This window comes from Rhodococcus sp. G6(2025) (assembly GCF_058628105.1).
The window spans coordinates 3,706,222-3,730,355 of the sequence record NZ_CP179750.1; the positions used below are offsets into that span (position 1 = coordinate 3,706,222).

26 protein-coding genes are annotated in these 24,134 nt (G+C 64.4%); 16 read left to right on the forward strand and 10 right to left on the reverse strand.

The window, feature by feature from the left end:
• The first annotated feature begins 122 nt into the window (after positions 1-122).
• The gene (locus ACLIVD_RS17120; protein WP_317567390.1) at positions 123-434 is read left to right on the forward strand and encodes a hypothetical protein; all 312 of its coding nucleotides are present in this window, start codon (positions 123-125) and stop codon (positions 432-434) included.
• A gap of 87 nt (positions 435-521) precedes the next feature.
• Here ACLIVD_RS17120 and ACLIVD_RS17125 read toward each other — a convergent pair whose 3' ends face one another.
• Complete coding sequence (locus ACLIVD_RS17125) at positions 522-806, reverse strand: hypothetical protein (protein ID WP_283331707.1); 285 nt, start codon at positions 804-806, stop codon at positions 522-524.
• Between ACLIVD_RS17125 and ACLIVD_RS17130 the strand changes: the two genes are divergently transcribed.
• Positions 759-1,445 (forward strand): ABC transporter substrate-binding protein, encoded by a 687-nt coding sequence (locus ACLIVD_RS17130; RefSeq protein ID WP_411194552.1) that lies wholly within the window; start codon positions 759-761, stop codon positions 1,443-1,445. The genes ACLIVD_RS17125 and ACLIVD_RS17130 overlap by 48 nt on opposite strands.
• 233 nt (positions 1,446-1,678) lie before the next feature.
• On the opposite strand, the gene ACLIVD_RS17135 is transcribed toward ACLIVD_RS17130, so the two are convergent.
• Together ACLIVD_RS17135 and ACLIVD_RS17140 are read right to left on the reverse strand one after the other, a co-directional pair.
• A complete protein-coding gene (locus ACLIVD_RS17135; protein ID WP_283331704.1) occupies positions 1,679-1,984 on the reverse strand; it encodes a hypothetical protein in 306 nt (101 codons plus the stop codon).
• 91 nt (positions 1,985-2,075) lie between these two features.
• The gene (locus tag ACLIVD_RS17140; protein WP_491932748.1) at positions 2,076-2,282 is read right to left on the reverse strand and encodes a zinc-ribbon domain-containing protein; all 207 of its coding nucleotides are present in this window, start codon (positions 2,280-2,282) and stop codon (positions 2,076-2,078) included.
• Between the two features lie 780 nt (positions 2,283-3,062).
• Here ACLIVD_RS17140 and ACLIVD_RS17145 point away from each other — a divergent pair.
• The 3 genes from ACLIVD_RS17145 to ACLIVD_RS17155 all read left to right on the forward strand — a co-directional run bounded on the left by ACLIVD_RS17145 (position 3,063) and on the right by ACLIVD_RS17155 (position 5,415).
• Positions 3,063-3,497, forward strand: a complete 435-nt coding sequence (locus ACLIVD_RS17145; RefSeq protein WP_491932749.1) for a hypothetical protein — start codon at positions 3,063-3,065, stop codon at positions 3,495-3,497.
• A 187-nt stretch (positions 3,498-3,684) separates the two neighbouring features.
• Positions 3,685-4,917: a DUF6745 domain-containing protein gene (locus ACLIVD_RS17150; RefSeq protein WP_317567388.1), complete on the forward strand. Its 1,233-nt coding sequence runs from the start codon at positions 3,685-3,687 to the stop codon at positions 4,915-4,917.
• Positions 4,918-4,959: 42 nt separating this feature from the next.
• Positions 4,960-5,415: a DUF8820 family protein gene (locus ACLIVD_RS17155; protein WP_283331696.1), complete on the forward strand. Its 456-nt coding sequence runs from the start codon at positions 4,960-4,962 to the stop codon at positions 5,413-5,415.
• A 278-nt stretch (positions 5,416-5,693) separates the two neighbouring features.
• Here ACLIVD_RS17155 and ACLIVD_RS17160 read toward each other — a convergent pair whose 3' ends face one another.
• Positions 5,694-5,789, reverse strand: a complete 96-nt coding sequence (locus tag ACLIVD_RS17160) for a hypothetical protein (RefSeq protein WP_283331962.1) — start codon at positions 5,787-5,789, stop codon at positions 5,694-5,696.
• A gap of 365 nt (positions 5,790-6,154) precedes the next feature.
• Positions 6,155-6,640 (reverse strand): DUF3263 domain-containing protein, encoded by a 486-nt coding sequence (locus tag ACLIVD_RS17165; protein WP_491932750.1) that lies wholly within the window; start codon positions 6,638-6,640, stop codon positions 6,155-6,157.
• 381 nt (positions 6,641-7,021) lie between these two features.
• Here ACLIVD_RS17165 and ACLIVD_RS17170 point away from each other — a divergent pair, with 381 nt between their 5' ends.
• On the forward strand, positions 7,022-8,035 hold the full coding sequence (locus ACLIVD_RS17170; protein ID WP_283331692.1) for a LacI family DNA-binding transcriptional regulator: 1,014 nt from the start codon (positions 7,022-7,024) through the stop codon (positions 8,033-8,035).
• A gap of 140 nt (positions 8,036-8,175) precedes the next feature.
• On the opposite strand, the gene ACLIVD_RS17175 is transcribed toward ACLIVD_RS17170, so the two are convergent.
• The 3 genes from ACLIVD_RS17175 to ACLIVD_RS17185 form a co-directional block, all read right to left on the reverse strand.
• Entirely contained in the window at positions 8,176-8,925 is a 750-nt protein-coding gene (locus tag ACLIVD_RS17175; RefSeq protein WP_491932751.1) for an SDR family NAD(P)-dependent oxidoreductase, read from the reverse strand.
• Positions 8,926-9,019: 94 nt separating this feature from the next.
• Positions 9,020-10,321 (reverse strand): histidinol dehydrogenase, encoded by a 1,302-nt coding sequence (gene hisD / locus ACLIVD_RS17180; protein WP_491932893.1) that lies wholly within the window; start codon positions 10,319-10,321, stop codon positions 9,020-9,022.
• 408 nt (positions 10,322-10,729) lie between these two features.
• Entirely contained in the window at positions 10,730-11,407 is a 678-nt protein-coding gene (locus ACLIVD_RS17185) for a GntR family transcriptional regulator (RefSeq protein WP_283331687.1), read from the reverse strand.
• Between the two features lie 174 nt (positions 11,408-11,581).
• Here ACLIVD_RS17185 and ACLIVD_RS17190 point away from each other — a divergent pair, with 174 nt between their 5' ends.
• The 6 genes from ACLIVD_RS17190 (at position 11,582) to ACLIVD_RS17215 (ending at position 17,400) form a co-directional block, all read left to right on the forward strand.
• Positions 11,582-12,472, forward strand: coding sequence for a fumarylacetoacetate hydrolase family protein (locus tag ACLIVD_RS17190; RefSeq protein ID WP_491932752.1), 891 nt, complete (start codon positions 11,582-11,584; stop codon positions 12,470-12,472).
• A 2-nt stretch (positions 12,473-12,474) separates the two neighbouring features.
• Entirely contained in the window at positions 12,475-13,395 is a 921-nt protein-coding gene (locus ACLIVD_RS17195; RefSeq protein ID WP_283331683.1) for a VOC family protein, read from the forward strand.
• A gap of 50 nt (positions 13,396-13,445) precedes the next feature.
• On the forward strand, positions 13,446-13,877 hold the full coding sequence (locus ACLIVD_RS17200; RefSeq protein ID WP_491932753.1) for a nuclear transport factor 2 family protein: 432 nt from the start codon (positions 13,446-13,448) through the stop codon (positions 13,875-13,877).
• A 534-nt stretch (positions 13,878-14,411) separates the two neighbouring features.
• On the forward strand, positions 14,412-15,668 hold the full coding sequence (locus ACLIVD_RS17205) for an MFS transporter (protein ID WP_491932754.1): 1,257 nt from the start codon (positions 14,412-14,414) through the stop codon (positions 15,666-15,668).
• A gap of 50 nt (positions 15,669-15,718) precedes the next feature.
• Entirely contained in the window at positions 15,719-16,573 is an 855-nt protein-coding gene (locus ACLIVD_RS17210) for a sugar phosphate isomerase/epimerase family protein (RefSeq protein ID WP_491932755.1), read from the forward strand.
• A gap of 65 nt (positions 16,574-16,638) precedes the next feature.
• Positions 16,639-17,400, forward strand: a complete 762-nt coding sequence (locus tag ACLIVD_RS17215) for an SDR family NAD(P)-dependent oxidoreductase (protein WP_283353486.1) — start codon at positions 16,639-16,641, stop codon at positions 17,398-17,400.
• 386 nt (positions 17,401-17,786) lie between these two features.
• Here ACLIVD_RS17215 and ACLIVD_RS17220 read toward each other — a convergent pair whose 3' ends face one another.
• The gene (locus ACLIVD_RS17220) at positions 17,787-18,740 is read right to left on the reverse strand and encodes a DUF808 domain-containing protein (RefSeq protein ID WP_491932756.1); all 954 of its coding nucleotides are present in this window, start codon (positions 18,738-18,740) and stop codon (positions 17,787-17,789) included.
• Between the two features lie 553 nt (positions 18,741-19,293).
• On the opposite strand from ACLIVD_RS17220, the gene ACLIVD_RS17225 reads away from it, so the two are divergent.
• The 4 genes from ACLIVD_RS17225 to ACLIVD_RS17240 all read left to right on the forward strand — a co-directional run bounded on the left by ACLIVD_RS17225 (position 19,294) and on the right by ACLIVD_RS17240 (position 23,508).
• The gene (locus tag ACLIVD_RS17225; protein WP_491932757.1) at positions 19,294-20,352 is read left to right on the forward strand and encodes an ABC transporter substrate-binding protein; all 1,059 of its coding nucleotides are present in this window, start codon (positions 19,294-19,296) and stop codon (positions 20,350-20,352) included.
• A gap of 77 nt (positions 20,353-20,429) precedes the next feature.
• Positions 20,430-21,419, forward strand: coding sequence for a FecCD family ABC transporter permease (locus ACLIVD_RS17230; RefSeq protein WP_348539643.1), 990 nt, complete (start codon positions 20,430-20,432; stop codon positions 21,417-21,419).
• Positions 21,416-22,201 carry an ABC transporter ATP-binding protein gene (locus ACLIVD_RS17235; RefSeq protein ID WP_317567381.1) on the forward strand — a complete coding sequence of 262 codons (786 nt, stop codon included), beginning with the start codon at positions 21,416-21,418 and terminating at the stop codon, positions 22,199-22,201. Before ACLIVD_RS17230 ends, ACLIVD_RS17235 begins: the two co-directional genes overlap by 4 nt.
• A 41-nt stretch (positions 22,202-22,242) precedes the next feature.
• A complete protein-coding gene (locus ACLIVD_RS17240; protein WP_491932758.1) occupies positions 22,243-23,508 on the forward strand; it encodes an MDR family MFS transporter in 1,266 nt (421 codons plus the stop codon).
• Positions 23,509-23,864: 356 nt separating this feature from the next.
• On the opposite strand, the gene ACLIVD_RS17245 is transcribed toward ACLIVD_RS17240, so the two are convergent.
• Complete coding sequence (locus ACLIVD_RS17245) at positions 23,865-24,104, reverse strand: DUF3263 domain-containing protein (RefSeq protein WP_283353481.1); 240 nt, start codon at positions 24,102-24,104, stop codon at positions 23,865-23,867.
• Positions 24,105-24,134 lie beyond the last annotated feature (30 nt).

Consider the following 24,134-nt stretch of genomic DNA (forward strand, 5'->3'; position numbering starts at 1 on the left):
ACACGGCAGTCGCTGCAGCAACGTGCCGTGCGCGAATGGTCTTCGTGCAGGCCGGGTCGCGTACGGACCGGGTGGTGCATATGCTCAACCTCAGGGTTCGGCGAGCGAAGAGGTGCAGCAACATGGCCCGAAACAACGACCACCGGCCGGTGGGTGTGCAGGAGTTGATCATCGGCGTCCGGGTGCTGATCCGCAGGAACACCGAGGCCGACGTCATCGGTGAGATTGTCGAGGACTTCGCGGCATTGACCGACCCCGGCGGCCGTGGGCACGAGTGGGCGCCGGCGCATCGTTGGGCGATCGCGCTCGACGACGGGCGACTGATCTTCGCCGACACCGAGGACCTGACCATCGATCCGAGCTCCCCCCGCTCCGTCCCGGATTCGGGCCCGGCTCCGGCAGTTCGCACGCCCGGCAGACACCGGGGAGAGTAATCGGCGCCGCCGCAGACGCGTTCCGACCACAGCGATTTCGGGACGCAATGGTGCACTCTTGTCCGAACAGCTCTGAGCGACGTCGCCTCAGAGCAGAACTGCGGCGATCTCGTCGGCGGTGACGCGGGCGAGTTCCACGAAGAATGGAATGCGCGCGTCGATCATGAGTTCGGTGGGCCCGCGCAGGATAGATAGATGCGGTGCTGGCGGTACGAGATCTGACCGTAGGCAGCCAGCGCTGCCGAGCCGGTAGCGGTTAGACGTCTTGTCCTTGTCGAGAAAGCCGCCCTGATCGAGGATGTCACCAAGGCAACGCAAGGCAGAGTGTGGAGCCTGCTCTCCCCGGACAGCAAATACTTCGATTCCCGACACGACGACACCTACCCCGCCGACATCGACGAGGCCGGCTCCCTGCTGGACGCTGCCGGCTGGACCGGCCGCGACGGTGACGGATACCGCGCCGATGCCGGCGGGTCCCGCCTGAAGATCAAGCTCCTGGCCACGATTCCCACCTACCCGCTCGACGACGTTCTCGAGGCGTGGCAGGCGGAGATCCGCCAGAACCTCGGAGCCGAGGTGGAACTCGAATACGTCGAGAACGCACTGGTGTACAACCTGCTCGCCAGTAACGACTACGAGGCGTTCCCTCGGCAGATCGGCGGACTCGATCTGTCCCTGCAACTCAACCGTGCCTTCGGCTCCACCACACCGGACCTGAAGTACGGCCAGATCGACGGCATCACCATCGGATCGATAGTCGCCGGGTCCAAGCTCGCCGACCCGCAGGTCGACCAGTGGCTGGTCCAGGCCACCAAAGCGACCGACGAGGCCACACGACGGGGTCTGTTCGACCAGGTGACACGCTTCATCCTCGACAACGCCGTCGCGTTGCCACTGTTCACGGACCGCAACAGCGTGGCCGCGACATCCAGCGTCCACAACGTCACCACGCTCTTCGATCCTCCCCGCAACGTCGTCAGCGCCTCGGCGTACGACATCGCAGTCAACTGACGACGGCACGATCACTGATCGTGATGGACCGGGACCGGTAGTTGCAGTCGACGGGCGTCACGCCTCGGAGCTCGGTGGTCATGGGAGTGTCGGTGGTCAGGTTTGCCGGTGCACCGACACCGTTTCGGGCACAATGGCGGTCGTACCGCACCGACACACTGGGGAGGGAACGATGTGGGAGTTGCCAATTGAGGGTGGCATACCCTGGCTGGTCTGGCTCTTGGACCTGGTGATCAACGGATCCTGATGGCGCTATATACCGCGGCCGACCTGCCGGCGAAGGACACGAGAGACCGACCGCGACCGACCTCGAGGTAGAAGTCGGAGTTGCCGACGGAGAACTCGTGCTGGCGTCCGACAGAGGAAAAGGGAGCGCCGAAATCGCTGAGGAAGTGGGCGAGCCGACCGATGAGGGCATCGTCGAGGGTCGCGTTCGCTGTAGGCGGGTCGAGCGCAGCAGGGTGCTGCGCAATTGGGTCGGGGTGTTCGCTGGCGAGGGTGCGCATGTAGACGAGGCTGCGTTGGGGCAGTAGTCGCATGCTGGAGAATTCGGTGAGGAGGTCGTCGGCGAGCCGGGCAAAGACACCAACGCACGCTCAGTCAGTGGCCGCGTCGCCGGACTGAACCTGCTCAGACTGCGACAGCGGTGCCGCAGATGCCACATTCCTCTAACTGCCGCCGCTTCCAGCGTGCGACCGGAACGAAGAACAACGTGAACTGCTTGAATTCCCGCATCTGTGCCCACTGTGTGGTGTTGTGGCAGCGTGGGCACGTTCGGCTCTGCCCCGGGCCACGGTGTTGCCGCTTGGTGCCGTAACCGAATATAAAGAACACCATGCCAGCATAGAGCGATCCCTAATAGACGGTCATCGGTCGGCAATACCCGATCGCGTTCGTGCGGCACGGCCACCGCGCCAGGAATGCGCAGTCAAGAGAACATGCAGGGCCGCCAGTAGCCAGGTTCGGTTCCCATTTCGGCGTCCGGTCGTGAGAGAAAAGAGTTGTCGACCCTGAGGGATGCGGTTGTCGCTTTAGCCAGAGTGCCATGCGAACGACACTCGCATGGAGTGGTTGTCGTGCAACACCTCGAAGTTGTTTTGCATCAACTAAATAGAATAGGCACCACTGATGATTGGGAACGTCACGTCGATGCCTAGCGGCAGGTCAGGCAAGTTGCCCATCTTAGAAATACCCGTAGCCGGTCGTCCAGCCGGTGAGAATCCACACCACATGACTGAACATTTCGCCCATTTCCCTGGTCGGGAACCATGAGTACCACACAGGGTCGGGACTCGGCGGTGATGCGCTTGCTGTACCAGCGATTAGGACATCAACAGAGTTGTAACGCCGACCACAGTTGTGGCACGTGCCATCCTCATTTGGAACTCCTGGTCCTCCCGACCATGTACCGCGTATCGCTCAGTGGGTGTTCTGCGTTACGGCTGCGTGCCTACTGGTTCAATTTGTCTTTGCAGTTGGGCAAAGGCCCCTCTGCTCCCGCCCTTTCCACACCTCCGTAACGAATGACGACGGCCCGACGACGGCATCGTTGACCCCGCGGCACGTCGCCAGTCGTGTCCGAGCGAACCGATTGGGTCCCCACAGGAGGTAGCTACGATGCAACGCCGTACCTCGAACGTCATACTTAGACGCAGAAGTTCGATCGCTGTTGTTCTGGTCGGACTGGGTGTCCTGTTCCTGGGTGTCGCACCGGTCGCGACCGCGGCACCCACGGACACCGTCCTACCGGTCCCGGTCATCGGGATCACCAACTTGCCCACCGGTTTTCTCAGCCCCGTCTACTCACAGGTGACGGTGCGTACGGACCCGGAGGCACCGGGTATCACCGAATTTGCCGAATACTGCGTCTGCACCGTGCATTGGCGCAATCTGACGACCGGGGCAGCCGGTGCGGTGAGCCCGTCGCGGTTCACGGGCCCCGTGCTCACGGGGTCGGGAACGGTGGTCACCGTCCTGACCGTCAACGGCCTGTCCGACCGTGTGGGTGTCCTCACCGCACTGCCCGGCGCGGGTACCTGGAATGTTCCCTGAGGAGGGGTTCACGCAGACCGACCATCGCGGCCCGGTGATCAGGAATCACCCGACGGCGGGATAGTCGGTCTCGTGCCGGCGGATGCAGGCGGGCGGTGTCCGCCGGTTGCGGGCCTTGCGCTCGCCGCGTCCTCGTGCCACGCTCTAGAACTATGACTACTGGAAAGGCGGACACCGCCACCGTCGCGTGAGCGCCGCACCGTTTCGCTCGGTGGCTAGACCCCGAGCGCAATTCACCGAGAACACTGATGTCTCCTCCGACTACATTCTGGCCGTTGAGGCCGTGCGTGATGCATGGCTGAGACACGGGCTGTGCGCACACCCCTCCGATCGCACCACTGCAGAATCGGCTGTCGCGCAAGTGTATCGGAAGTCCGGATTACGGAGGCCGGAGTTCGTGTGGGTTCCGTCTCCCGTCGCCGGATCGGACCTGATCGTCGCCGAAGGTTTGTCACTACCGATGTCGTTCGATGGCAACGGAATCCACTGCGCTTCCGCCCGGATCGCAACCATGCTTTCGGAATCACGCAGTCGCATGGACGCACGAATCGAGCGGAGGAGATCCGACTGGCCGAACGAGCGCCGGACAGTCGAGACCGCACGGGTGAAGCCTCCTGAGGAGGCTGCCCGCGTCGGCATCAGCCCCGATCGGATCATCCGAGCGACCGTCTGGGATTCGCTGCACACCACACTCTTCGACGGGGTCGCCGCTGCGATACGGACACTTCTGACCCCTGCTGTCCTCGGTGTCACTTGGTACGGGCAACAAGAAGCCCACCGGGTCGCCTACTACGACACGTACCGCCGGCTCGGCCTCGCTGAGTTCCACCCCAACGACAACACGCTGCTCGACGCCAGCATTGCGCTGACCGGCGCAACCGGATGGTGGTGGGCCTTCGGCGACATATGTGTCATGGCAGAACGACCCACCACTCTTCATGCCGAGCCCATACCGGGCCGTGTGCACAACGAACACCGGCTGCACCACTCGGATGATCCAGCACTCGAATTCCAAGACGGCCGAGCAGTATTCGTTCAGCACGGGACAATAGTCCCGGACTGGGTCGTCCGCGACCCGACTGCAGAACGTATCGCACGTGAACGCAACGTCGAGATCCGCCGATGCGCGATTGAGCGCATCGGGTGGGACAACTACATCGAGGCGGCCGGACTCGCGCTGGTCGACCAAGCCGACGATCCAGGCAATGCCGGTCGCACCCTGCGGCTCTACGCGACACCGGACGGGTGGGGTCGCAGTGGCCGTATCCTGCTCGCGGTCAACGGTTCTTCCGAACGCGACGGGCATCGGCGGCAATACGGGCTTCACGTGCCCAGATGGATCTCATCAGCACTGGACGCCGCAGGCTGGACCTACGGCCTCGGCGGCGCCGACTACGCCCGTCTCGTTCGTCGCACCTGAACAAGACCGAAACCTGAATCCCTGAACTCGAAGGTGACGCGCATGAATGCAACCATGACCTTGTCCACTCTCACTGCCCTCACCGGCCTCGATGTGTTCGACTATCTCGACCAGGAAGTGTCCATACCTGTCGTCGACGGCCTGCAGGCCCAAGGTGATCTCATCGTGATCCCGTATTCGCTTGTCGCCGGCATCGTCACGTCCACCGCGTGGACGCGGACGGAGAACGTACCGCTCTCAGGCGTGGAGTTGCTGCGCAGCGCTGCGGGTGGGAACCCGCACAGCCTGGTCGCCGAGCAAGGTGGCTGCACGTGGTCGACGCCGGTGAACGACCCCAGGGGTCTTGCGCTCGGTATCCTCGACACCCGGGTGACTGCGTACCTCATCCACCCTGAGCACGGAGCCACCGGCATCGCCCCTGGCCGGTATGTCATCGGACGGCAGCGAGAACAAGGCATCGGACGGTCCTCCGAGCGGGCGCAACTGGTCGCCGACTGACGTTCGGGTCCTCGTCCGAAGTGATCGGATCGGTACCCGTGTCAGAAATGCCGAAACTTTCGATACCTGATTCCGCCCGCATTGACCGGGGATGATGGCAGGCCCCCGTGATGGCAGGTGGTTCGCCGAGGGCACTATGGATAGCCCTCCGCCTGTCCTATCCCGTGGGCAGATGGTTGACCATAGTGGGGCAGTGGCGCATGCCCCGGCTCGTACAGGACTTGAACTCGAGGACGCGGTGATCACGTCAGCGAGATGCCCTCGTGGTGTGCCGCCGGTCACGAAAGGGGCGCAAGTAGGTTGACAAGCTGAGCCCGGGCCCGGTGGGTCCGTGTCTTCACCGTTTGGACGCTGACGCCTCGGTGTTCGGCGATATCGGAGCAAGTTGAGGGGACATGACTGCCGCCAGCTCCGTCGGGCGCAGGAACCGCAAGGTTGAATCAGCGGCGCTCTCGGATGGGAGCTGGCTCATTTTGCATACCCTCGCCTTCTCGGACCCGCCGCGAGTCTACTCTTGGCGCCATCGACCTGCGGTTCCGCAACGAGCCCACCGGGCCGGGTTCTTGAAATCGGGAGGCTCCGTCGCTAGGCCGAGGTCGTCCAGGCGCTCGATATCTGCGTGGTCAACTTGCCCGGTGATCGACGCACGCACCATGCCCCCGAGGGTTTGTGCGGCGGAGAGGGAGATATGCGCTACGGCGGGCGGACCGTTGCAAGTAGTAGTGGCCTGGTCTCGCAGCTAGGAGTTGTGTGGAGCTACTGGGTTACTCTCGACTGTCGGTAGTCCGCCGTCGTGGAGGCGAGTGAAGCAGATCTGCCGAAGGTGCGCTTTCTCGTCAGGGGACAGTGCCGCGGCGGCAGGCGTACTCAACAGTTTTCTCACCCGCAGAAAGTACTGGCAGGTGTTGAGCCCGAATTGAACGAAAATGTCTTCGTCGTCTCCACCGCCCCAGTGGCGCCACTTCATTGCAAAGGCCAGTGCCTCTTGGGCGTCGCTTGGTGAGTGCTCACTCGGATGTGCCGCAGGTGTCTGAAGTGGGCGGTGTCGTGACCGCTGCGCTCGGTGTAAGTCGTTGGGGACATGGAACTCTGGGTCTCGCTGAGCGGATTGTGTGACGGTTCGAGTACGTGCCTGCTTGACGTGGGGGGTCGCGGTTCCGGCTGCACTCACATGACCGGCGCCGAGTATCGCCGGGTGGTGTGGGCGCGGCGTGCGATCTGTCATGAGGGTGGCCTTCTGGGTCGGGTTGTGGGGTCGGTTGGGTGCTTGCGGACAAGAACTCCGTATACGGGGTTATGGGCGCGTGCTGCCGACCGCGGATCCAGCGGCTGTTCGGCGGCTTCTGAATCGACTGCGATGGCGCGCGCGGGCGGTGGGGAGCGCGGTCAATTCGGAAACAGTCGTGGCGTGGGGCGCCGGTCGCATTGGCGTGAGCCGCTGATCGGTGGGCGGCCTGGAGGTATGCGTATGCATGTTAGACTGGCGATATATCTGTGCCCAAGAGCATTCTGGCACAGACGATTACACCCTGCCCCGTGGATTGTTGAGACTGCTGGTGGAGTGCTGGATCAACAGGGCGGTACATTCGCCGGCGACAGGAGCGAAATGGCGATCACTAGTCGCGACGTGGCCCGGCTTGCGGGGGTCTCGCAGCCGACGGTCTCCCGCGCGTTGCGTGGAGACCCGCGTGTTGCTGCGGAGACGCGTGCTCGGGTGGAGAGCGCCGTCGCCGCCCTCGGCTATGTTCCCAGTGAGGCGGGACGTAACCTCGTCACTCGGACCGCCAAGCGCATCGGCATAGTGGTGAGCGATCTGACCAACCCGTTCTACCCTCATTTGATCGGACCCCTGCATGATGCGCTCGAAGATCATGGTTATCGAATGATGGTCTTCACCGAGCCGTCCGACAGCCAGGTCTCGGTCGGACAACTCGTTGATGGCTCGGTGGACGGTGTGGTGCTCTTGACCAGTGATGTGGGCTCTGCCTTACCCGCGGAGCTGTCTCGGCGCCGTGTGCCGTTCGTCTTCCTCAATCGCGAGAGTGGACCCGGGGTCGGGGATGCCGCGGTGGTGGACAACGACCTCGGGGGCCGCCTTGCCGCGAAACATTTCACCGGGCTGGGGCATCGGCGGATCGCGGGCATCTTCGGCCCGCAGACGACCAGTACTGGCCGCGATCGCGAGATGGGCTTCCGCCTGGCCCTCGCCGATGCAGGAATCGGACTCTCCCCGGAGTTGACCCACCGAGGGTCATTCGAATTCGACACCGGGCATCGGGCAATGCGGGAGTTGCTCGCGTTGCCCTCGCCTCCGACGGCCGTCTTCTGCGGCAATGACGTCGTTGCGATCGGAGCGCTCAATGCGGCTTCGGCTGCGGGTGTCCGTGTGCCTGACGTGCTGAGCCTGATCGGTTTCGACGATATCCCGATGGCGTCGTGGGAAGTGTTCCAGCTCACCACCATCGGCCACGATCTGAATCTGATGGCGCGGTCCGCGGCCGAACTGCTCGTCGAACGAATCAAAGGCAGCAGCACAGAACCACCGCGTCGCATCATGTCCAGGCCACACGTCGTCGAGCGGTCCACCACAGCACCCCCGTCGCCACGGCAGCCCTCGTGAGAGCAGTTCCTTCGGTCGGCAACACCAGTCCGGGGGGACTGATGCAGGAAAGCGCGGTGGCCGCAGCGAGGGGAGCGTCTTGTTCGAGACCTACCGGTGATGCCGGCAGGTTCAGTCGGGCGTGCATCGCAGGTCGCTGCTCACCAGGCGGTGTAGCCGCCGTCGACCAGCAGCGTGTGACCGGTGATCAGCTTCGCAGCGTCGCCGGCCAAGAAGGCGACGGCGCCGACGATGTCTTCCGGTTCCCCGAAGCGTCCGGCAGGAATGCGGGAGAGCAGGGTCTGTCCCCATCCAGGTCGGTCGAGGGTGGACGCGGTCAACTCGGTGCGAACGAACGTCGGGGCGACGGTGTTGACGCGGATGCCGTGGGGTGCCCACTCGATGGCGAGTACCTTGGTGAGCTGATCGAGTCCGCCCTTGCTGGCGCAGTACGCGGCGCGTTCTTCGATGCCGACCGTGCCGGCCTGGGACCCGATGTTCACCACCACTGCGCCCGTTCCCGCCGCCACCCAGGTCCGTGCCAGAGCCTGGGTGAGGAAGAAGGTGCCCTTCAGATTGGTGCCCGTGACCGCGTCCCACTGTTCTTCGGTCACGTCGAGGGCGGGGGCTGGATGGTTGACACCGGCGTTGTTGATCAGAATGTCGATCCCGCCCCCGATGTGTTCGGGCAGCGAGTCGATGAACGGCGCGATCGACGCCGTGTTCTGGATGTCGAGTATCAACGCCGGGGTGCCGAGATCGGACTCGATTTGCGTGGCCCCCGTCTCGGTCCGGGAGGTTCCGTATACGGTGGCGCCGAGTTCGGTGAGGGTGCGGGCGATCGATTGCCCGAGACCTTTGTTTGCGCCGGTGACCAGCGCGCGTTTGCCGTCCAGTGTGAACGTGACCATGGTGGATCCTTCGAGGTGTGTGTGATGCCTGCGGGTTGGAAGGCGACGACGCACCCGGGGAGGCACCCACCCGGGTGCGTCGTCGCCGGTCTCATCAGAGCGCCGCGGAATCCTGAGGCGCCCAGGTCAGTGGTGCGCCGGCGTACTTCGCGGCGCGCACGTCGCCGGAGCGGGCGTGTCCTTCGAAGAACTCGACGCGTGCTGCGCGCCCGCACAGCTCACCGAGTTCGGCGCTCGCCGCATCGGACGTGACTTCCTGGTATGTGACTGTCTTGAGGTACTTGCCCACCCACAGTCCGCCGGTGTAGCGCGCGGCACCCCGGGTCGGCAGAGTGTGGTTGGTTCCGATTACCTTGTCGCCGTACGACACGCAGGTCTTCTCGCCGAGGAAGAGGGCACCGTAGTTGTTCATCACGTCGAGGGCCCGGCGTGGGGTGTCGGTGAGAATCTGCACGTGTTCGGAGGCGAAGGTGTCCGCCAGCGCGTACGCGGCCTCGATGTCCTCGACGACGATGATCTGGCCGTGGTCCCGCCACGCCGGTCCCGCGAAGTCGCGGGTCGGCATGTCGGGGAGGATCGCGTCGATGTGAGCGAGGGTGGCCCGGGCCAGGGCTTCGGAGTCGGTGATGAGCACGGCGGGGGAGTCCGGCCCGTGCTCGGCCTGGCTCAGCAGGTCCACGGCCACGATGAACGGGTCGGCGTTCGAGTCTGCGACGACCAGGACCTCGGTCGGCCCGGCGAACAGGTCGATGCCGACCTGACCGAACAGTTGCCGCTTGGCTTCGGCGACGAAGGCGTTACCGGGGCCGGCGAGCATGTCGACCTTGCGGATCGTCTCCGTGCCCAACGCCATGGCGGCAACAGCCTGGACTCCGCCGAGGAGGTAGATGTCGTCGGCTCCCGCCAGGTGGAACGCCGCAACGGTGGCGGCGGGAATCTCCCCGCGGATCGGTGGGGTGCAGGCGGTGATGTGCGGTACCCCAGCCACTTTCGCGGTAACAGTAGTCATGTGTGCGGACGCCACCAGAGGGTAGCGGCCACCCGGTGCGTAGGCGCCGGCCGCAGTGACCGGCAGGTTGCGCTGACCCAGGTGCACGCCGGGCGTGGTCTCGACCTCGAAGTCGGTCAGCGAATCCCGTTGGTGCTGTGCGAACACCCGCACGTTCTGCTGCACCGTCTTGATGTCGTTGATGACCTCGGCGGGGACACGAGCGACGATCTCTTCGATCTGAGTGTCGCTCAGCTTGAAGCTCTCCGGCGTCCACTTGTCGAACTTTTCGGAGTACTCGCGCACCGCGGCGTCTCCGCGCTCGCGGATATCGGCGATTACCGCGGTGACCGTCTCGGCGACGGCGGGATCACCAGTGGGGGTAGCCACGGAGAGGGCGGATTTGATGTAGAGCGGCTCGGACACGCGGAGCTCCTTCAGAGGGGTGAAACGATTCGGATTGATGGTGCGCGGTCTCGAACGACCGATGCGCAAGGGTATGTATACGTATGTACTTCGTGTTGCACGATACCTTCCCCGGCGCGAAGATGGCAAGGGTGAATGAAAATACCGCGTCAGCCTGGCATGTGAAAGTTTGTGTCAATAAGCAGAATTGGATCTCGAGTGCGTCCTGCTTCGCCGTGACAGGGCAGCGCGACGGCGGGTGATGAAGACACGATTTCGGGCTCAGGGCGCAGTGTTCGGCCAGGGGCGGTTCATTCGAATGAATCGGTCTACCGAGGGTCGACGAATTCCGAACGCACCAGTGCGCTGCTGCGCTTTGTGCCGGCGGCGGCACCCGGTTCGGTTGGGTGTCTAGCTGCTCGGAGGGGTCAGGAGGGCATCGGTGGTGCGCCGGATGTGGGTGCACAGCAGCTCACACGCTCGACCGGAGTCGCGACCCACGGCGGCGTCGAGGATGGCGCGATGCTCGCCGGCGATGTCTCGATCCCGATCGTGCAATGGCGCGGACCAGCGCCGGTAGAGTTCGGCCGAATCGCGGAGCATAGTTGCGGTTGCCAGGATCCGGTTGTTGGTGCAGCCGTCGAGCAACGCCTGGTGGTACTCGCCGTGTGCGAGAACCCAGTCGTCGGAGAACCGAGCGGGGTCGGCGGGGTCGTACTGGGGGGTGCGCTCGAGGCGGTGGTGTGCGGCGACGACCCGGCCCTCCCATCCCAGATCGCCCCCTGCGATGGCGTACTTGAGTGCGAGGACCTCGATTTCGCAGCGTGCATCGGTTAAGTCGACCAGGTCTTTCTCGGAGATCTCCACTACGCGAAAGCCCAGTTTGGGCGCTGAGGTGACCAGTCCCTGCTCGGCGAGCCGTTGCAGCGCCTCTCGGATGACGCCGATGCTGCACTTGTACGTCTCCACCAGTCCGGCAAACCCTAGCCGTGAACCGGGGGCGAGACGCCCCGCAAGGATGTCCGCGCGGACCGCTTCGTACACGCGGGCCGTCCGACTCGGGGCCTCGATGGGCAGCTGAGTGGTCATCGCGCTCTCACCGGTTCCTTGTCACCTCGGGGTTGGGTACCTGCAAGATCCTACACGATCGCGAAAGATCGCAGAGTTTTCGAAAACTATTTGACTTTTCACTCCACCGGTGTGATTGTCGTTACAGGCGGTGCCGCTGCCGTCTCGAATTCCAATAGTGATGAGGAGTAGCTCGTGCGCTTGATGAACCTTGCAGGTCGATTGCAGATTGCGTTGGGGGACAAGGTGATGGACGTGTCTGATGCCAGTGGTGGGCGCTTCGACGCGGACCCGCAGGCGGTCTACGACCGGTGGGATGAGTTCGTGGGATGGAGTTCCTCCCTGCCCACTGACGCTCCGCTGAAGGATCAGCAGGGAGTGGTCGGTGCACCGGTCCCGCGGCCGCGGCAGGTCTTCGCGGTCGGTCTGAACTACGACGAGCACGCCGACGAATCGGGCTTCGAACGCCCGGAGAACCCGGTGATCTTCACCAAGTTCGTCTCGTCGATCACCGGCCCGGTCACCACGGTCGAATTGCCCGAAGGAGCGGTCGACTGGGAAGTCGAGCTGGTAGTGGTGCTCGGCCGCGGTGGCCGCAACATTCCCGTGGCCCAGGCATGGGATCACGTCGCCGGCGTCACGGTCGGCCAGGACCTGTCCGAGAGGGTGCGGCAGCATTCCGGCCCTGCCCCGCAGTTCAGTCTGGCCAAGTCGCATGCCGGCTTCTCCCCGGTCGGCCCCACGCTGGTGACGGTCGACGAACTCGACGATCGCGACGACCTCGAGCTCGGCGCCGACATCAACGGCGAGACGGTGCAGACAGGACGGACCTCGCAGCTGATCTTCCCGGTCCCGGTGCTGATCGAGAGCCTCTCGCGCACCGTCGAGCTCTACCCGGGCGACGTCATCTTCACCGGCACCCCGGCCGGTGTCGGTGCAGGTCGTACCCCACCCCGCTACCTCGGCGCCGGTGACGTGCTGCGCAGCTTCATCACCGGTATCGGCGAGCTGAACCAGAGGTTCGTCGCTCCCGCCGAGTCCGCAACCGCGCTCAGCAGTGCCGAACTGGTCACCCAGCGAGGCTGATCATGGCGCTTCACCGACTCGACTCCATCGTCCTGGGCGTGCCGGACCTCGACTCGGCCACGGCCTTCTACGAGGACTTCGGTCTCGCCCACGTCGGCGGGCACCTGTTCGCCACGCAAGACGGGTCCATCCAGCTCTCGCTGGTCGCGGCACCGACCCGCCGGCTGGTCACCGCGACGTTCGCCGTCGACGATGCCGACGATCTCTCCCGCGCCCAACGGAACCTCACCTCGCTGGGGTTGGCCTCCGCGCGCACCGGCGGCCGGGTGAGCACCGTCGAACCCGCGACCGGAACCGGAATCGACCTGTTGATTTCCCCCCGCCTCGAGCAAGAGCGGTTTACCGCCCCCGCGGTCAACGCCCCCGGCCGGATCGATCGAGTCAACGCCCGCGCCGACGGGGCCGTCCTCGAAACCCGGACCAAGCCCCGCCGGCTCGGACACATCGTCCTCGGTACCCCGAACTTCGATGCCTCGCACCAGTTCTTCGTCGACGCACTGGGCTTCAAGATCAGCGACATCGTCAAGGGCGAAGGTGTGTTCCTACGGTGCTCGACCGATCACCACAACATCTTGATCCAACGCGCCCCGATTGCGTTCATGCACCACAGCAGCTGGCAGGTCGACGACGTCGACGCGATCGGGCGGGGAGCTATGGACATGCTCGACGGGCATCCCGAGCGCCACGTCTGGGGTCTCGGTAGGCACTACGCCGGGTCCAACTTCTTCTGGTACTTCAAGGATCCCGCCGGCAACTTCGCCGAATACCACAGCGACATGGACTTCATCCCGGAAGACGCGCTCTGGACACCCGAAGAACTCGAAGGAGCTCGCGGACTCTATCGATGGGGACCGCCACCACCACCCTCGTTCATCAAGCCCGACGACCTCGCAGACCTGATGATCCACGGCCACAGTGGCTGAGAGCCGATCTTCACAGCTCGCAGACCGCTCTCACGGAAGGAGAAACACCAATGGACAACAGCAGCGATCCTACGCAGGTGTTGCTGAAATTCTATGCCGCGGAAGAGAAGTATCTCGCCACCGGCGGTGAGGACTTCAGCGAAATCGCCAGCACACTGGATCCTGAATGCGTTATGCACCAGCCGCAATCATTGCCCTACGCCGGCGAATGGCACGGACACGATGGCTTCGAACGGTGGATGGAGGCGTTCGGGGATACCTGGGCGTCCCTCGCCGTCGAGAATCCCGCCTTCTACCCGTCCGGAGGGAACCACATCTTCGTTCGATCGACAGTGGTCGCACGCGCCAAACGCACCGGAACGGACATCACCTGGCCACTCTTGCAGATGATCACGATTCGTGACGGGCGCATCCTGGAGATCCAGCCCTTCCACTGGGACACAGTGCCGATCGCTACAGCGGCGGCCTACCCCACGAGCTGATCGACCACGACCCTGGTAATGGCGAAGTGCTGTGTCGCTCGTGAATCGAGCGGTCATACACGGACATGGCACCGCACCACCTCGGCACCCGCGTGTCCCCGGAGGTCGGCGGCCATCCCGGGAACTGCAGAACGACCCGCACGCCGCCCTCCGGGAACCCGCAGTCGACCACACCCTCAGCGTCGACTTCTCCCTCGTTCCAGCTGCCACATGACGGGTGATTGCCCGATAAGCGCGGCAAACCCGGAATCGTCAACCCGACCGCGCAGATTGAGCGCCGAACTCGGCACGCAGTGCGGGCAGCAGCATCACTCGCTCCTCAAACGACGCGAATCCCGTGATCCCGCATCCCATGCGCCGGTCCACCCATGTATGGCAACAATCAACCGACACCGCACCCGCGGTCACCGGAATTGAACTGCCCGTGCCGTTCGGCGCGGTGCCAGTCGGCAGGACCTCACCACGACGGCCCCGGGTCGGCGACTGCCGGAATCGACATCATTGCACCGCGCCCATCACCGCCCAAGGACAACAATGACCATTCCCCGTCAATCCGCCCCGGCAAAAACCGCCGGGCAGGACAGTCCGCGCAGCACCACAAACGCGGATACCCTGCCCATCGCTGCCCTTCTCCCGCTCGCCGCGACTGCACTGCTTGCCATCGTCACGGAGACACTCCCGGCGGGATTGCTCCTGCAAATCTCGTCCGGCCTCTCGATCAGTGATTCCGCAGCGGGGCAGATGGTGAGCGCGTACGCACTCGGCGCCGTCATCGCGGCCATCCCTGCTATCACCCTCACGCGAGGTATGCGGAGAAAGCCAATCCTCCTGTCCGTCGTGGCGGGGATGTTCCTCGCCAACCTCATCACTGCCTTCGTCGATATCTTCGCCATCACACTCGTCGCGCGGTTCGTCGCCGGTGCGTTCTCCGGAGTGCTGTGGGGCATGCTCGCCGGCTATACCCGAAAGATCGCCCCACCGGCCAAGACCGGCAAAGCGCTGGCGATTGCGATGGCGGGTACCACCATTGCCTTCTCCATCGGTACGCCGCTGGGGACCTACCTCGGATCAATGCTCGGCTGGCGATGGGCATTCGTGACCTTGGCAACGTTCGCCGCTGTTCTGATCGCATGGATTGTCGTTGCCGTTCCCGACGCACCAGGACAGCCGCCGCAAACCCGCACACCCCTGCATCGGGTGTTCACGGTCCCGGGAGTGGCGGCGATACTCCTCGTCGTCTTCGGCTGGTTCTTCGCCCACAACATGCTGTACACCTACATTGCACCGTTCCTCGCCTCCGTCGACGCCGGCCTGCGCGTCGACGTGGTCCTCCTCATCTTCGGTGTCTCCTCGCTCGCGGGAATCGTGCTCACCGGAACCGTGATCGATCGGGCTCTCCGCAAGATGGTGTTGGCCAGCCTGACTGCATTTGCCACCGGAACACTCGCCCTCGGAATAGCAGGCGGCAACTCACTCGTCCTCATGGCCGCCGTAGTCCTCTGGGGCGGAACATTTGCCGGCGCCTCGACATTGCTGCAAACAGCACTGGCGGATGCCACCGGGCCCGATGCCGATGTTGCAAATTCGATGCTGACTGTTGCCGCCAACCTCGCGATTTTCGGTGCGGGCACCACCGGCGGAGTCCTACTCGACACGGCAGGCCCGCAGCTATTCCCATGGGTGGCCCTGGTCATCATCGCAGTTGTCTTCGGAATCGCACTCCTCGCCCGACGAAACGCGATCGTTCCAGGTCGACGCGTGGACCGAATGGAATCGCCGTCGCAGGAGTAACCCCCACCGGCCCAACACCAACAACACCCGCAGAGACCGAGGAGAAGACTATGACTGCACCCGCGGAGTTGATCATGTGGGAGGGAAGTGTGCGCACCTTCACCTATCGTGAACAACTCGAAGCAACAGCCGAGGCGGGATTCGACTCGCTAGCACTGACACCCGCAGCCTTTCGCGCAGCCATCGACGGCCTCGGTGCGACGGGTGTCAGACACCTGGCAACTGAGGTCGGAATCAATCTGCACCTCGACACGGTCACCGGATGGGCGCCGATCCGCATACCCAGTGGCGCAGACGACAATCTCATCGCACGATTCGACTTCTCCGTCGACGAATGTCTCGAACTCGTCGACTCGCTCGACCTCAGATCCATCCTGGCCGTGGGGGTATTCGACCACGACGCCATACCGCAGGACACCCTCGTACGCGGATTTGGTGAGCTGTGTGACGCCGCGCTGGTCCGAGAAATTCCCGTCAATCTCGAGTTCATGCCGTTCTGGGGAGTACCCGACCTGGCCGCAGCTTGGCACATCCTCGACCGCGCACAAAAGCCCAACAGCGGTCTGATGCTCGATACCTGGCACTTCGCGCACAGCGGATGCGACCTGGACCTGCTCGCTCAAATCCCGCAGGACGTCACAGTCAACCTGCAACTAGCGGACGGATTCCCGGCGTCGCCGGAAGCAGACCTGATTGAACTGACCTTGCACGAGCGACAACTGCCAGGAGAGGGAACCCTCGATCTGGAGAGCGTGCTCAACGCGGTCCACGGTCGCGGATCGGTCGGGACAGCGGGCCCCGAGGTCTTCTCCGACGAGTTGGACACAATGGCCGCACCAGAGGCCGGCCGCGCATTGGGAACGTCGACCCGCCGGGTGCTAGGTATCGGCGCCCACGACCGCTGAGCGGACCTTCACACAAGCCCGAGCGAATCTTCGCCTCGGTGTCACGACACGAGAAGAGGTTAACGATGAAACTGAACAACAAAGTTGCGGTGGTCACCGGTGGAGCCGGCGGACTTGGGACTGAAATCTCCCGAGAGTTGGCCCGCCAAGGTGCGGCGGTAGCAATCCTCGACCGCGACTCGGTGGACGACGTCGCATCGCAAGTGTCCGCAGAGGGGACGAAAACCATCCAGCTCGGCGTCGACATCACCAACAACTCCGAGGTCGCATCCGCCTTCGGTGAGATCGAAAGCCTCCTGGGGCCAGTCGACATCTTGGTGAACGCAGCCGGTATCACCGGTACGTCCAGGCCCACCCATGAAGCAACCGAGGACGATTTCGACGATGTCTTCGCAGTCAACGTCAAAGGCACCTTCTTCTGCTCCAAGTACGCCATCCAAAGCATGCTTCAACACAAGTCCGGCGGGTCCATCGTCAATATCTCCTCGACGTACGGAGTAGCCGCTAACGCGGACATTCCCCTGTACCATGCGACGAAAGCAGCTGTCCTCATGATGGCCAAGACCGATGGGGTCACCTACGCGGCAGAGGGAATTCGCGCCAACGCAATAGTTCTCGGAACCACCCGTACCGCTATGTCCGAGGCTGCCATGTCGATCAGCCCAGAAGGCTCCGCCTACCTCCAAAACTTGATCGACCTGCACCCGCTCAAGCGGCAAGCCGAACCCGACGAGGTCGCGAAGGTCGTCGCCTTCCTCGCCGGCCCCGACGCCAGCTACATCACCGCCGCCGCAATTCCCGTCGACGGGGGATACACCGCAATCTGATCTCGCAGCAGAACAGGCAACAGCAAGCAAGGTGTGCCTCGCGGTCCATGGTGCCGTTCCAGGCCTTTCCGCCGCCCCTGCCCTTGGTGGGGAGGTTCCAGGATCCTGGCGGGGCGTGCGCACGTCCCGCCGGGTTGCGCACATTTGACGGGGGCACCAGGGCTCAGGTGGATCAGGCTCTGGCACATGGGATTTATGCCGTTCGAGGCGATGGGTCGAACGTCTTCGCTGTTGAGACCGACAACTGGTGAAAACCCATGTCCACTTTCGCGTAAGCCATGGAAACATCGGCTTCAAGCCGGATACGGCGGCCTCCAGGCTCCTGGGTTGGATTGCGGACAACCTGCAGCCTCGATAGCCGGTGGGCGTGCGCGATGGTCACCGCGTCAGTGCGCGGAGTCGCCTTTCTTCCGCTTCGGGATCAGGTGCGCGATCAGGACGACGATCGCGCCGATGACGAGCCCGACGAGTGCGGACACCACGGTCCCGGCAGTCCAGGACAGAGCACCGGCGAAGCCGCCGTGCACGAGATCGCCGAACCAGTGTTCGAGATCGTGGAGGCGATCGGCCGGCCAGTGGAATCCTGCCTCGCCGACGTTGACCAGAAGGATGTGGCCGCCGACCCACAGCATCGCGGCGATCCCGACCACGGTGAGCACCGCCATCACCTTCGGCATCGCTGCGACGAGCCCTCGACCAATCCACTGACTGAACGAGGACTCGCGTTGGGCAAGCACCAGGCCCACGTCGTCCATCTTCACGATCAGCGCGACCACGCCGTACACCAGGACGGTGATGAGGATGGCGACGACGAGGAGCACCAACAGCCGAGTGAGGAACGGTTCGTCCTCGACCGACGACAGCGAGATCACCATGATCTCGGCGGACAGGATCAGGTCGGTGCGGATCGCGCCGCTGACCATTGTCTTCTCGAGTTCGGGTCCGCTCGGCCCTTCGGTCGCGCCCTCGCCCTCGTGGTGACCGCCGGTGAGTGCCTCGTAGACCTTCTCGGCTCCCTCGAAGCACAGGAACAGACCACCGGCGATCAGCAGGTACGGCAGTGCCTGGGGCAGGAACTCGCTCAGGATCATCGCCACCGGCAAGATGATCAGGAGTTTGTTGCGGATCGACCCGATCGCGATCTTGCGGATGATGGGCAGTTCGCGATTAGGGGAGAACCCGTGTACGTAGCGGGGGGTGACGGCTGTGTCGTCGACGACCACGCCCGCTGCCTTGACGCTGGCCTTGCCTGCCGCGGCTCCGATGTCGTCGATGGATGCCGCAGCCGCTTTCGCGAGTGCCGCGACGTCGTCCAATAGGGCCACGAGACCACCAGCCACGGGAACCTCCCTCAGTTCGGATGTGCAGAGCCGACCGAATGACACGCGGTCGCGGGTCGACACCGAACGGTACCGAATCCGTGGTCATTCACAACAATGAGATCAACGATGCAGGGCTGAGTGGGCCGTGCCGGTGGTGGTCGACTGCGTGCCCACCACTGCAGTCGCTGATACGGCGGGGGCGCCTTCGAGTGACTGTCGCCGTCGGAGTCGGTGCGTCGTTCTCGTGCGGCGCTCGAGGCGACTCGGAGGGGGTTGGCGAATATGGCTGCGGGGCAGGGGATCACCGCCGTCCCGGCGCAAGCGGAGCTTGCGACTCGAGCATCCGCGCAGCCACGCCATCGAGAAGCTGCAGGTCAACAGTGGCTGTCAGTGACAGCTCGATCGCGGACGCTATCGCTTCCCCTCCAGGCGAACCTTGATGGTACTTAGGTTAGGGTTACATGATATCTTTCACGTTCTTCCTCGTGCGCACCTGCTGATCGCTGTCGTTTCGATCGACACCCGCGATCGACGCTCGCGTGGAGTATTGATCCTGGACGAGCAGAAAGTTATGACGAGCGTGAAGATTTCCGTGGGCCGAACCGGTCTCGTGGCCGTCACCGCAGTACTGGCGAGTGCGCTGGCCGCGTGTGGACAATCCGAGGCGGTCGACGACACCGGCGCCGCTGCGACCGGGGAAGGCAGTACGAGTTATCCGCTCGTCCTCGACAACTGCGGCGAGACGGTCACCGTCGACGCACCGCCGCAGCGAGTGGTGTCGCTGGACCAGGGCTCGACCGAGATCATGCTGTCGCTCGGCCTCGCCGACCGAATGGTGGGCACCGCGTCGTGGACGGATCCGGTTCGCGAGAATCTCGCCGGAGCCAACGCATCGGTCCCCAGGCTGGCGGACAACGCACCGACGTACGAGGTCGTCCTCGACGCCGATCCGGACTTCGTGACCGCGTCGTTCGGCCGGCACTTCAAGCAGGGTGGTGTAGCGGAGCGCGCCCGGTTCGAGGAGACCGGAGTCGCGTCGTACCTCTCGCCCACCGACTGCGAGAACGGGGTGAGCATCAACGGCGGCGGCAAGCGCACCACACCTCTGACGATGGACGCGCTCTATCAGGAAATCCGTGAGATCGCGGCCGTGTTCGACGTGAATGAGCGGGGCACGAAACTGGTCGACGAACTGCAGGGCCGCGAGGCCGCTGCGCTCGCCGGCCTCGAGAAGTCGAACGTGTCGATGGCGTTCTGGTTCGCCGACACCAAGAGCCCCTACGTCGCGGGTGGTCTGGGCTCGGCGAGCCTGCTCGCCACCACGGTCGGGGCCACCAACGTGTTCTCGGATCTGACCGACGATTGGCCTGCCGTCGGTTGGGAAACGGTCGTGGAACGCAACCCGGAGGTCCTCGTCCTCGGTGACCTCCTGCGGAACCGCTTCCCCGGAGACCTACTGGCGGACAAGATTGCCTTCCTCGAATCCGATCCCGTGACCCGGAATCTCGACGCGGTGCGCAACCGGCGGTACATCGCACTGCACGGCGCGGAGATGAACCCGTCCATTCGTGCCGTGGACGGCCTCGAGAAGGTCGCCGCGGGCCTTCGCGACCTGAAGGTCCCGTCCTGACCACCACTCTCGGCCGCGCCGATACCGCTGCTGCCGAACCGGTTCGGCAGCGACAGTGGGTCGTCGGGTCACTGATCGTGGGCGGCGGGATCCTCGCGCTCGCACTGTCGATCCTCGTCGCCGTCACCTTGGGCCCGGCGGACGTTTCACTGGTCAACGTCCGCGACGTCCTGCTCAACCACCTCGGTCTCGCGGACATCCCGGTGCGGCTGTCGAAGAACGCGATCGTGTGGGAGGAACGTCTACCCCGCGCATTGGTGGCCGCCGCCTGTGGCGCCGGTCTCGGTCTGTGCGGTGTGATCATGCAGTCGCTGCTGCGGAACCCGCTCGCGGACCCGTTCGTGCTGGGAATCTCGTCGGGTGCGTCGACCGGTGCCGTGATCGTGGGTGTGCTCGGGGTTGGTGGGGCGGCGCTCGGATTGTCCGGCGGCGCATTCATCGGGTCCCTGGTCGCGTTCGGCCTGGTGCTGCTCCTTGCCCGCCTGTCCGGTGGCAACAACGACCGCATCATCCTTGCAGGAGTCGCGAGTACCCAACTGTTCTCCGCGCTCACGTCCTTCGTCATCTTCGCGTTCGCCGACTCCGACGAAACCCGAGGCGTGATGTTCTGGCTGCTCGGATCACTCGAGGGCGTCCGCTGGGACGACGTCACGCTGTGCGCGGTAGTCGTGTTCTGCGGGACGGCGGTGTGTCTGCACTTTGCGTACGTCCTCGACGCCTTCTCCTTCGGTGACGATGTGGCGGCCTCCCTCGGCATCTCCGTCGCGAAGGTCCGTCTCCTACTGCTGGTGGTCACGGCGATCATCACTGCGACCCTGGTCAGCGTCGCCGGCGCGATCGGGTTCGTGGGGCTGGTACTCCCGCATGCGGCGCGGTTCCTGGTGGGGCCCCGGCACAGCAGGCTGATCCCCGCGACGGCGCTGATGGGCGCCGTCTTCATGGTGTGGGTGGACGCCGTCTCCCGCGTCGCGTTCGCGCCCACCCCGTTGCCGGTGGGTGTCGGCACCGCCCTGGTCGGTGTTCCCGCGTTCATCGTCATCCTGTCCCGTCGAAGGAGAACACAGTGACCCTGCGTGCAGACAGCGTCACCTGGAACCGTGGCGGCGCACTGGTCGTCGACGGTGTCACGGTGACACCCGAACAGGGTGAGACCGTGGGACTGCTCGGGCCGAACGGCTCCGGGAAGTCCTCACTCCTGCGCCTGCTGAACGGTGTCGTCCGCCCCACCGCCGGTGTCGTGACCCTCGACGGGGACGACCTCGCCGCCGTGCGGCGCAAGGAGATTGCGCGCGCCGTGGCGGTGGTGAGCCAGCACGCCGACACCGACGTCGACATCACGGTCCGCGACGTCGTGCGACTCGGACGTATCCCGCACCGCGGAACCTTCGGCGGCAACCCGACCGCCGACGATGCCGCGGTGGCGGCCGCGCTCGCACACACCGGCCTCACGTCGAAGGCGGACCGGCTGTGGCACAGGCTGTCGGGCGGGGAGAAGCAGCGGGTGCAGATCGCCCGTGCGCTGGCGCAGGAACCACGGGAACTGCTGCTGGACGAGCCGACCAATCACCTCGACATTCACCATCAACTGGAGTTGCTGGCACTCGTCACCCGGCTGCCGGTCACCAGTGTGATCGCCCTGCACGACCTCAACCTCGCCGCCATGTTCTGTGACACGGTGATCGTGTTGAAGGAGGGGCGGGTCGTCGCCGGGGGAACGCCCGCCGAGGTGTTGACCGCCGAGTTGATCGCCCAGGTGTACAACGTCCGGGCTGAGGTTCTCATCGACCAGGCGAAAGGGCGACTGTCCATCCTGTTCGAGCCGGGGCCGATTCCCGTTCCCACGCACTGAGGCCCTGGGGTGTTGTGCTGCGGGTCGACCATCGCGGTGACGTGACCGCGGGTGCTGATGGACGGCGGACGCGCTGGCGGTGGTCGTTCTTCGACGACCTCCATCGAGCGACGCCCACCGTCAGGCTGCTCGTCCTCACCCAGTTGACGTTCAACGTCGGCTTCTTCATGGTCTTGCCCTACTTGTCGGTGCACCTGACCAGCGACCTGAGTCTCGGTGCGGCACTGGTCGGCGTCGTACTCGGCGTTCGCACATTCTCACAGCAGGGACTGTTCTTCGTCGGCGGCACCCTCGCCGACAGGTTCGGTATCAAGCCCGTCGTCCTCGTCGGCTGCGGACTGCGCGTCCTGGGATTTCTCGGCTTGGCGGTCTGTGATTCCCTGACCGGAGTGCTGCTGGCGACGGTTCTGGTCGGATTTGCGGCCGCATTGTTCTCTCCCGCAGTCGAGTCCGCGGTCGCCATCGAGGCCGGCACGAGCGAGCGTCACGGTGGTCCGCGCCGGGTGGAGACATTCGCCCTTCTCTCGGTATGCAATCAAATCGGCTCTTTCACCGGACCACTGGTCGGATCGGTGTTGCTTCTGGCCGATTTCCGCATCGCCTGTCTCGTCGCTGCGGTCATCTTCGTCGTCATCATCGCCGCGCACCTGAAATGGCTTCCGAACGAACCGGGTGAGCACCACAACGAACCATGGCACGGGGGATGGACAGACGTAGTGCACAACAAACTGTTCGTGCTGTTCGCGATCGCCATGAGCACCCAACTGGTCGCCTACAACCAGCTGTACCTGCTGCTCCCTCTCGAAGTCGAACGGATGTGGGGATCGCAAACGGTGCTGGGCTGGTTCTTCGCACTTTCGGCGATCTTCGTCGTGACGGCGCAGTTGCCGATCACCCGCAGGGTTCAGAACCGTTCCCCTCGCGTCGTCCTGCCGATCGGGTTCGCAGTGATGGCGGGGTCGTTCCTCGTCCTCCCGGCAACAGCTCCGCTTCGACTGAGCGGTGTCATCGGTCTGATCCCCGTGGCGGTGTTCGTGCTGCTGCTCGCGCTCGGGCAGATGATCGCGATGCCGCAGGCGCGCGATTTGGTGCCCCGTCTGGCCGCCGAGCGGAGACTGGGTGCCTACTTCGGATTCATGGCGTCACTCGGCGGCATCGGTGTACTCATCGGCTCGGCTGCGCTCGGGGCGTTGATCGACGCTGCCCCCGAGACCGGTTGGGGTGCAGGCATTCCCTGGCTGGCGGCGGCTGCGTTCCCCATTGCCAGCGGATTGTGTCTGCGGACCGTGCTGGCCAGATTGCAGTGAGCTCGATTCCGTCGTGTTGCTTCGACGGATTAGTCCCTCGGCTGCGCCCCGCGACATGCTGACCCTTCTCGTCGCCGCCGGATGCGGCAGCGACGATTCGTCGCAGGACGTGTCTGCCACCGTCCAGGGGGTGTTCACCTATGGCGAGCAATGATGCGGGCCTTGGGACCTCCACGAACTGCCGGGCCGGTAATCACGCGTAAGTGGGAACTCCAATCACACCTGATTCCGATTTTGCTGCGGTCGCGCACTTCAGGGGAGGATCTACCCACCTACGCCGGCGAGGAGCCGTTAGGCCGCTGCCGGTTTGTGGGGTGACTGCTGCAAAAAGACGTTTACGCAGCGTCTCCTGTCCGTTACCGGCTCTGGGGCACCTTTCTAGTCGTGGTCGCCAGTCGCTGCATGCACCGGTGCCGAATTCGCAGGATCGTGGACGGGTCGACCGACCGGGCCGCGGGGGTGTCCAGCAAGTGCAGAACCCGGCGGTAGTACTCGTCGAGACTGATGCCGAAGGTCGGTAGTACGTGCTCGTCGCCACCGTCGTAGGGCGCCCATGTCACGGCGAATGTGAGGATCTCTGTCTGGTAGCCGATCATGTCGATGTCCGTTCTGGTGGGGCTGCCCCG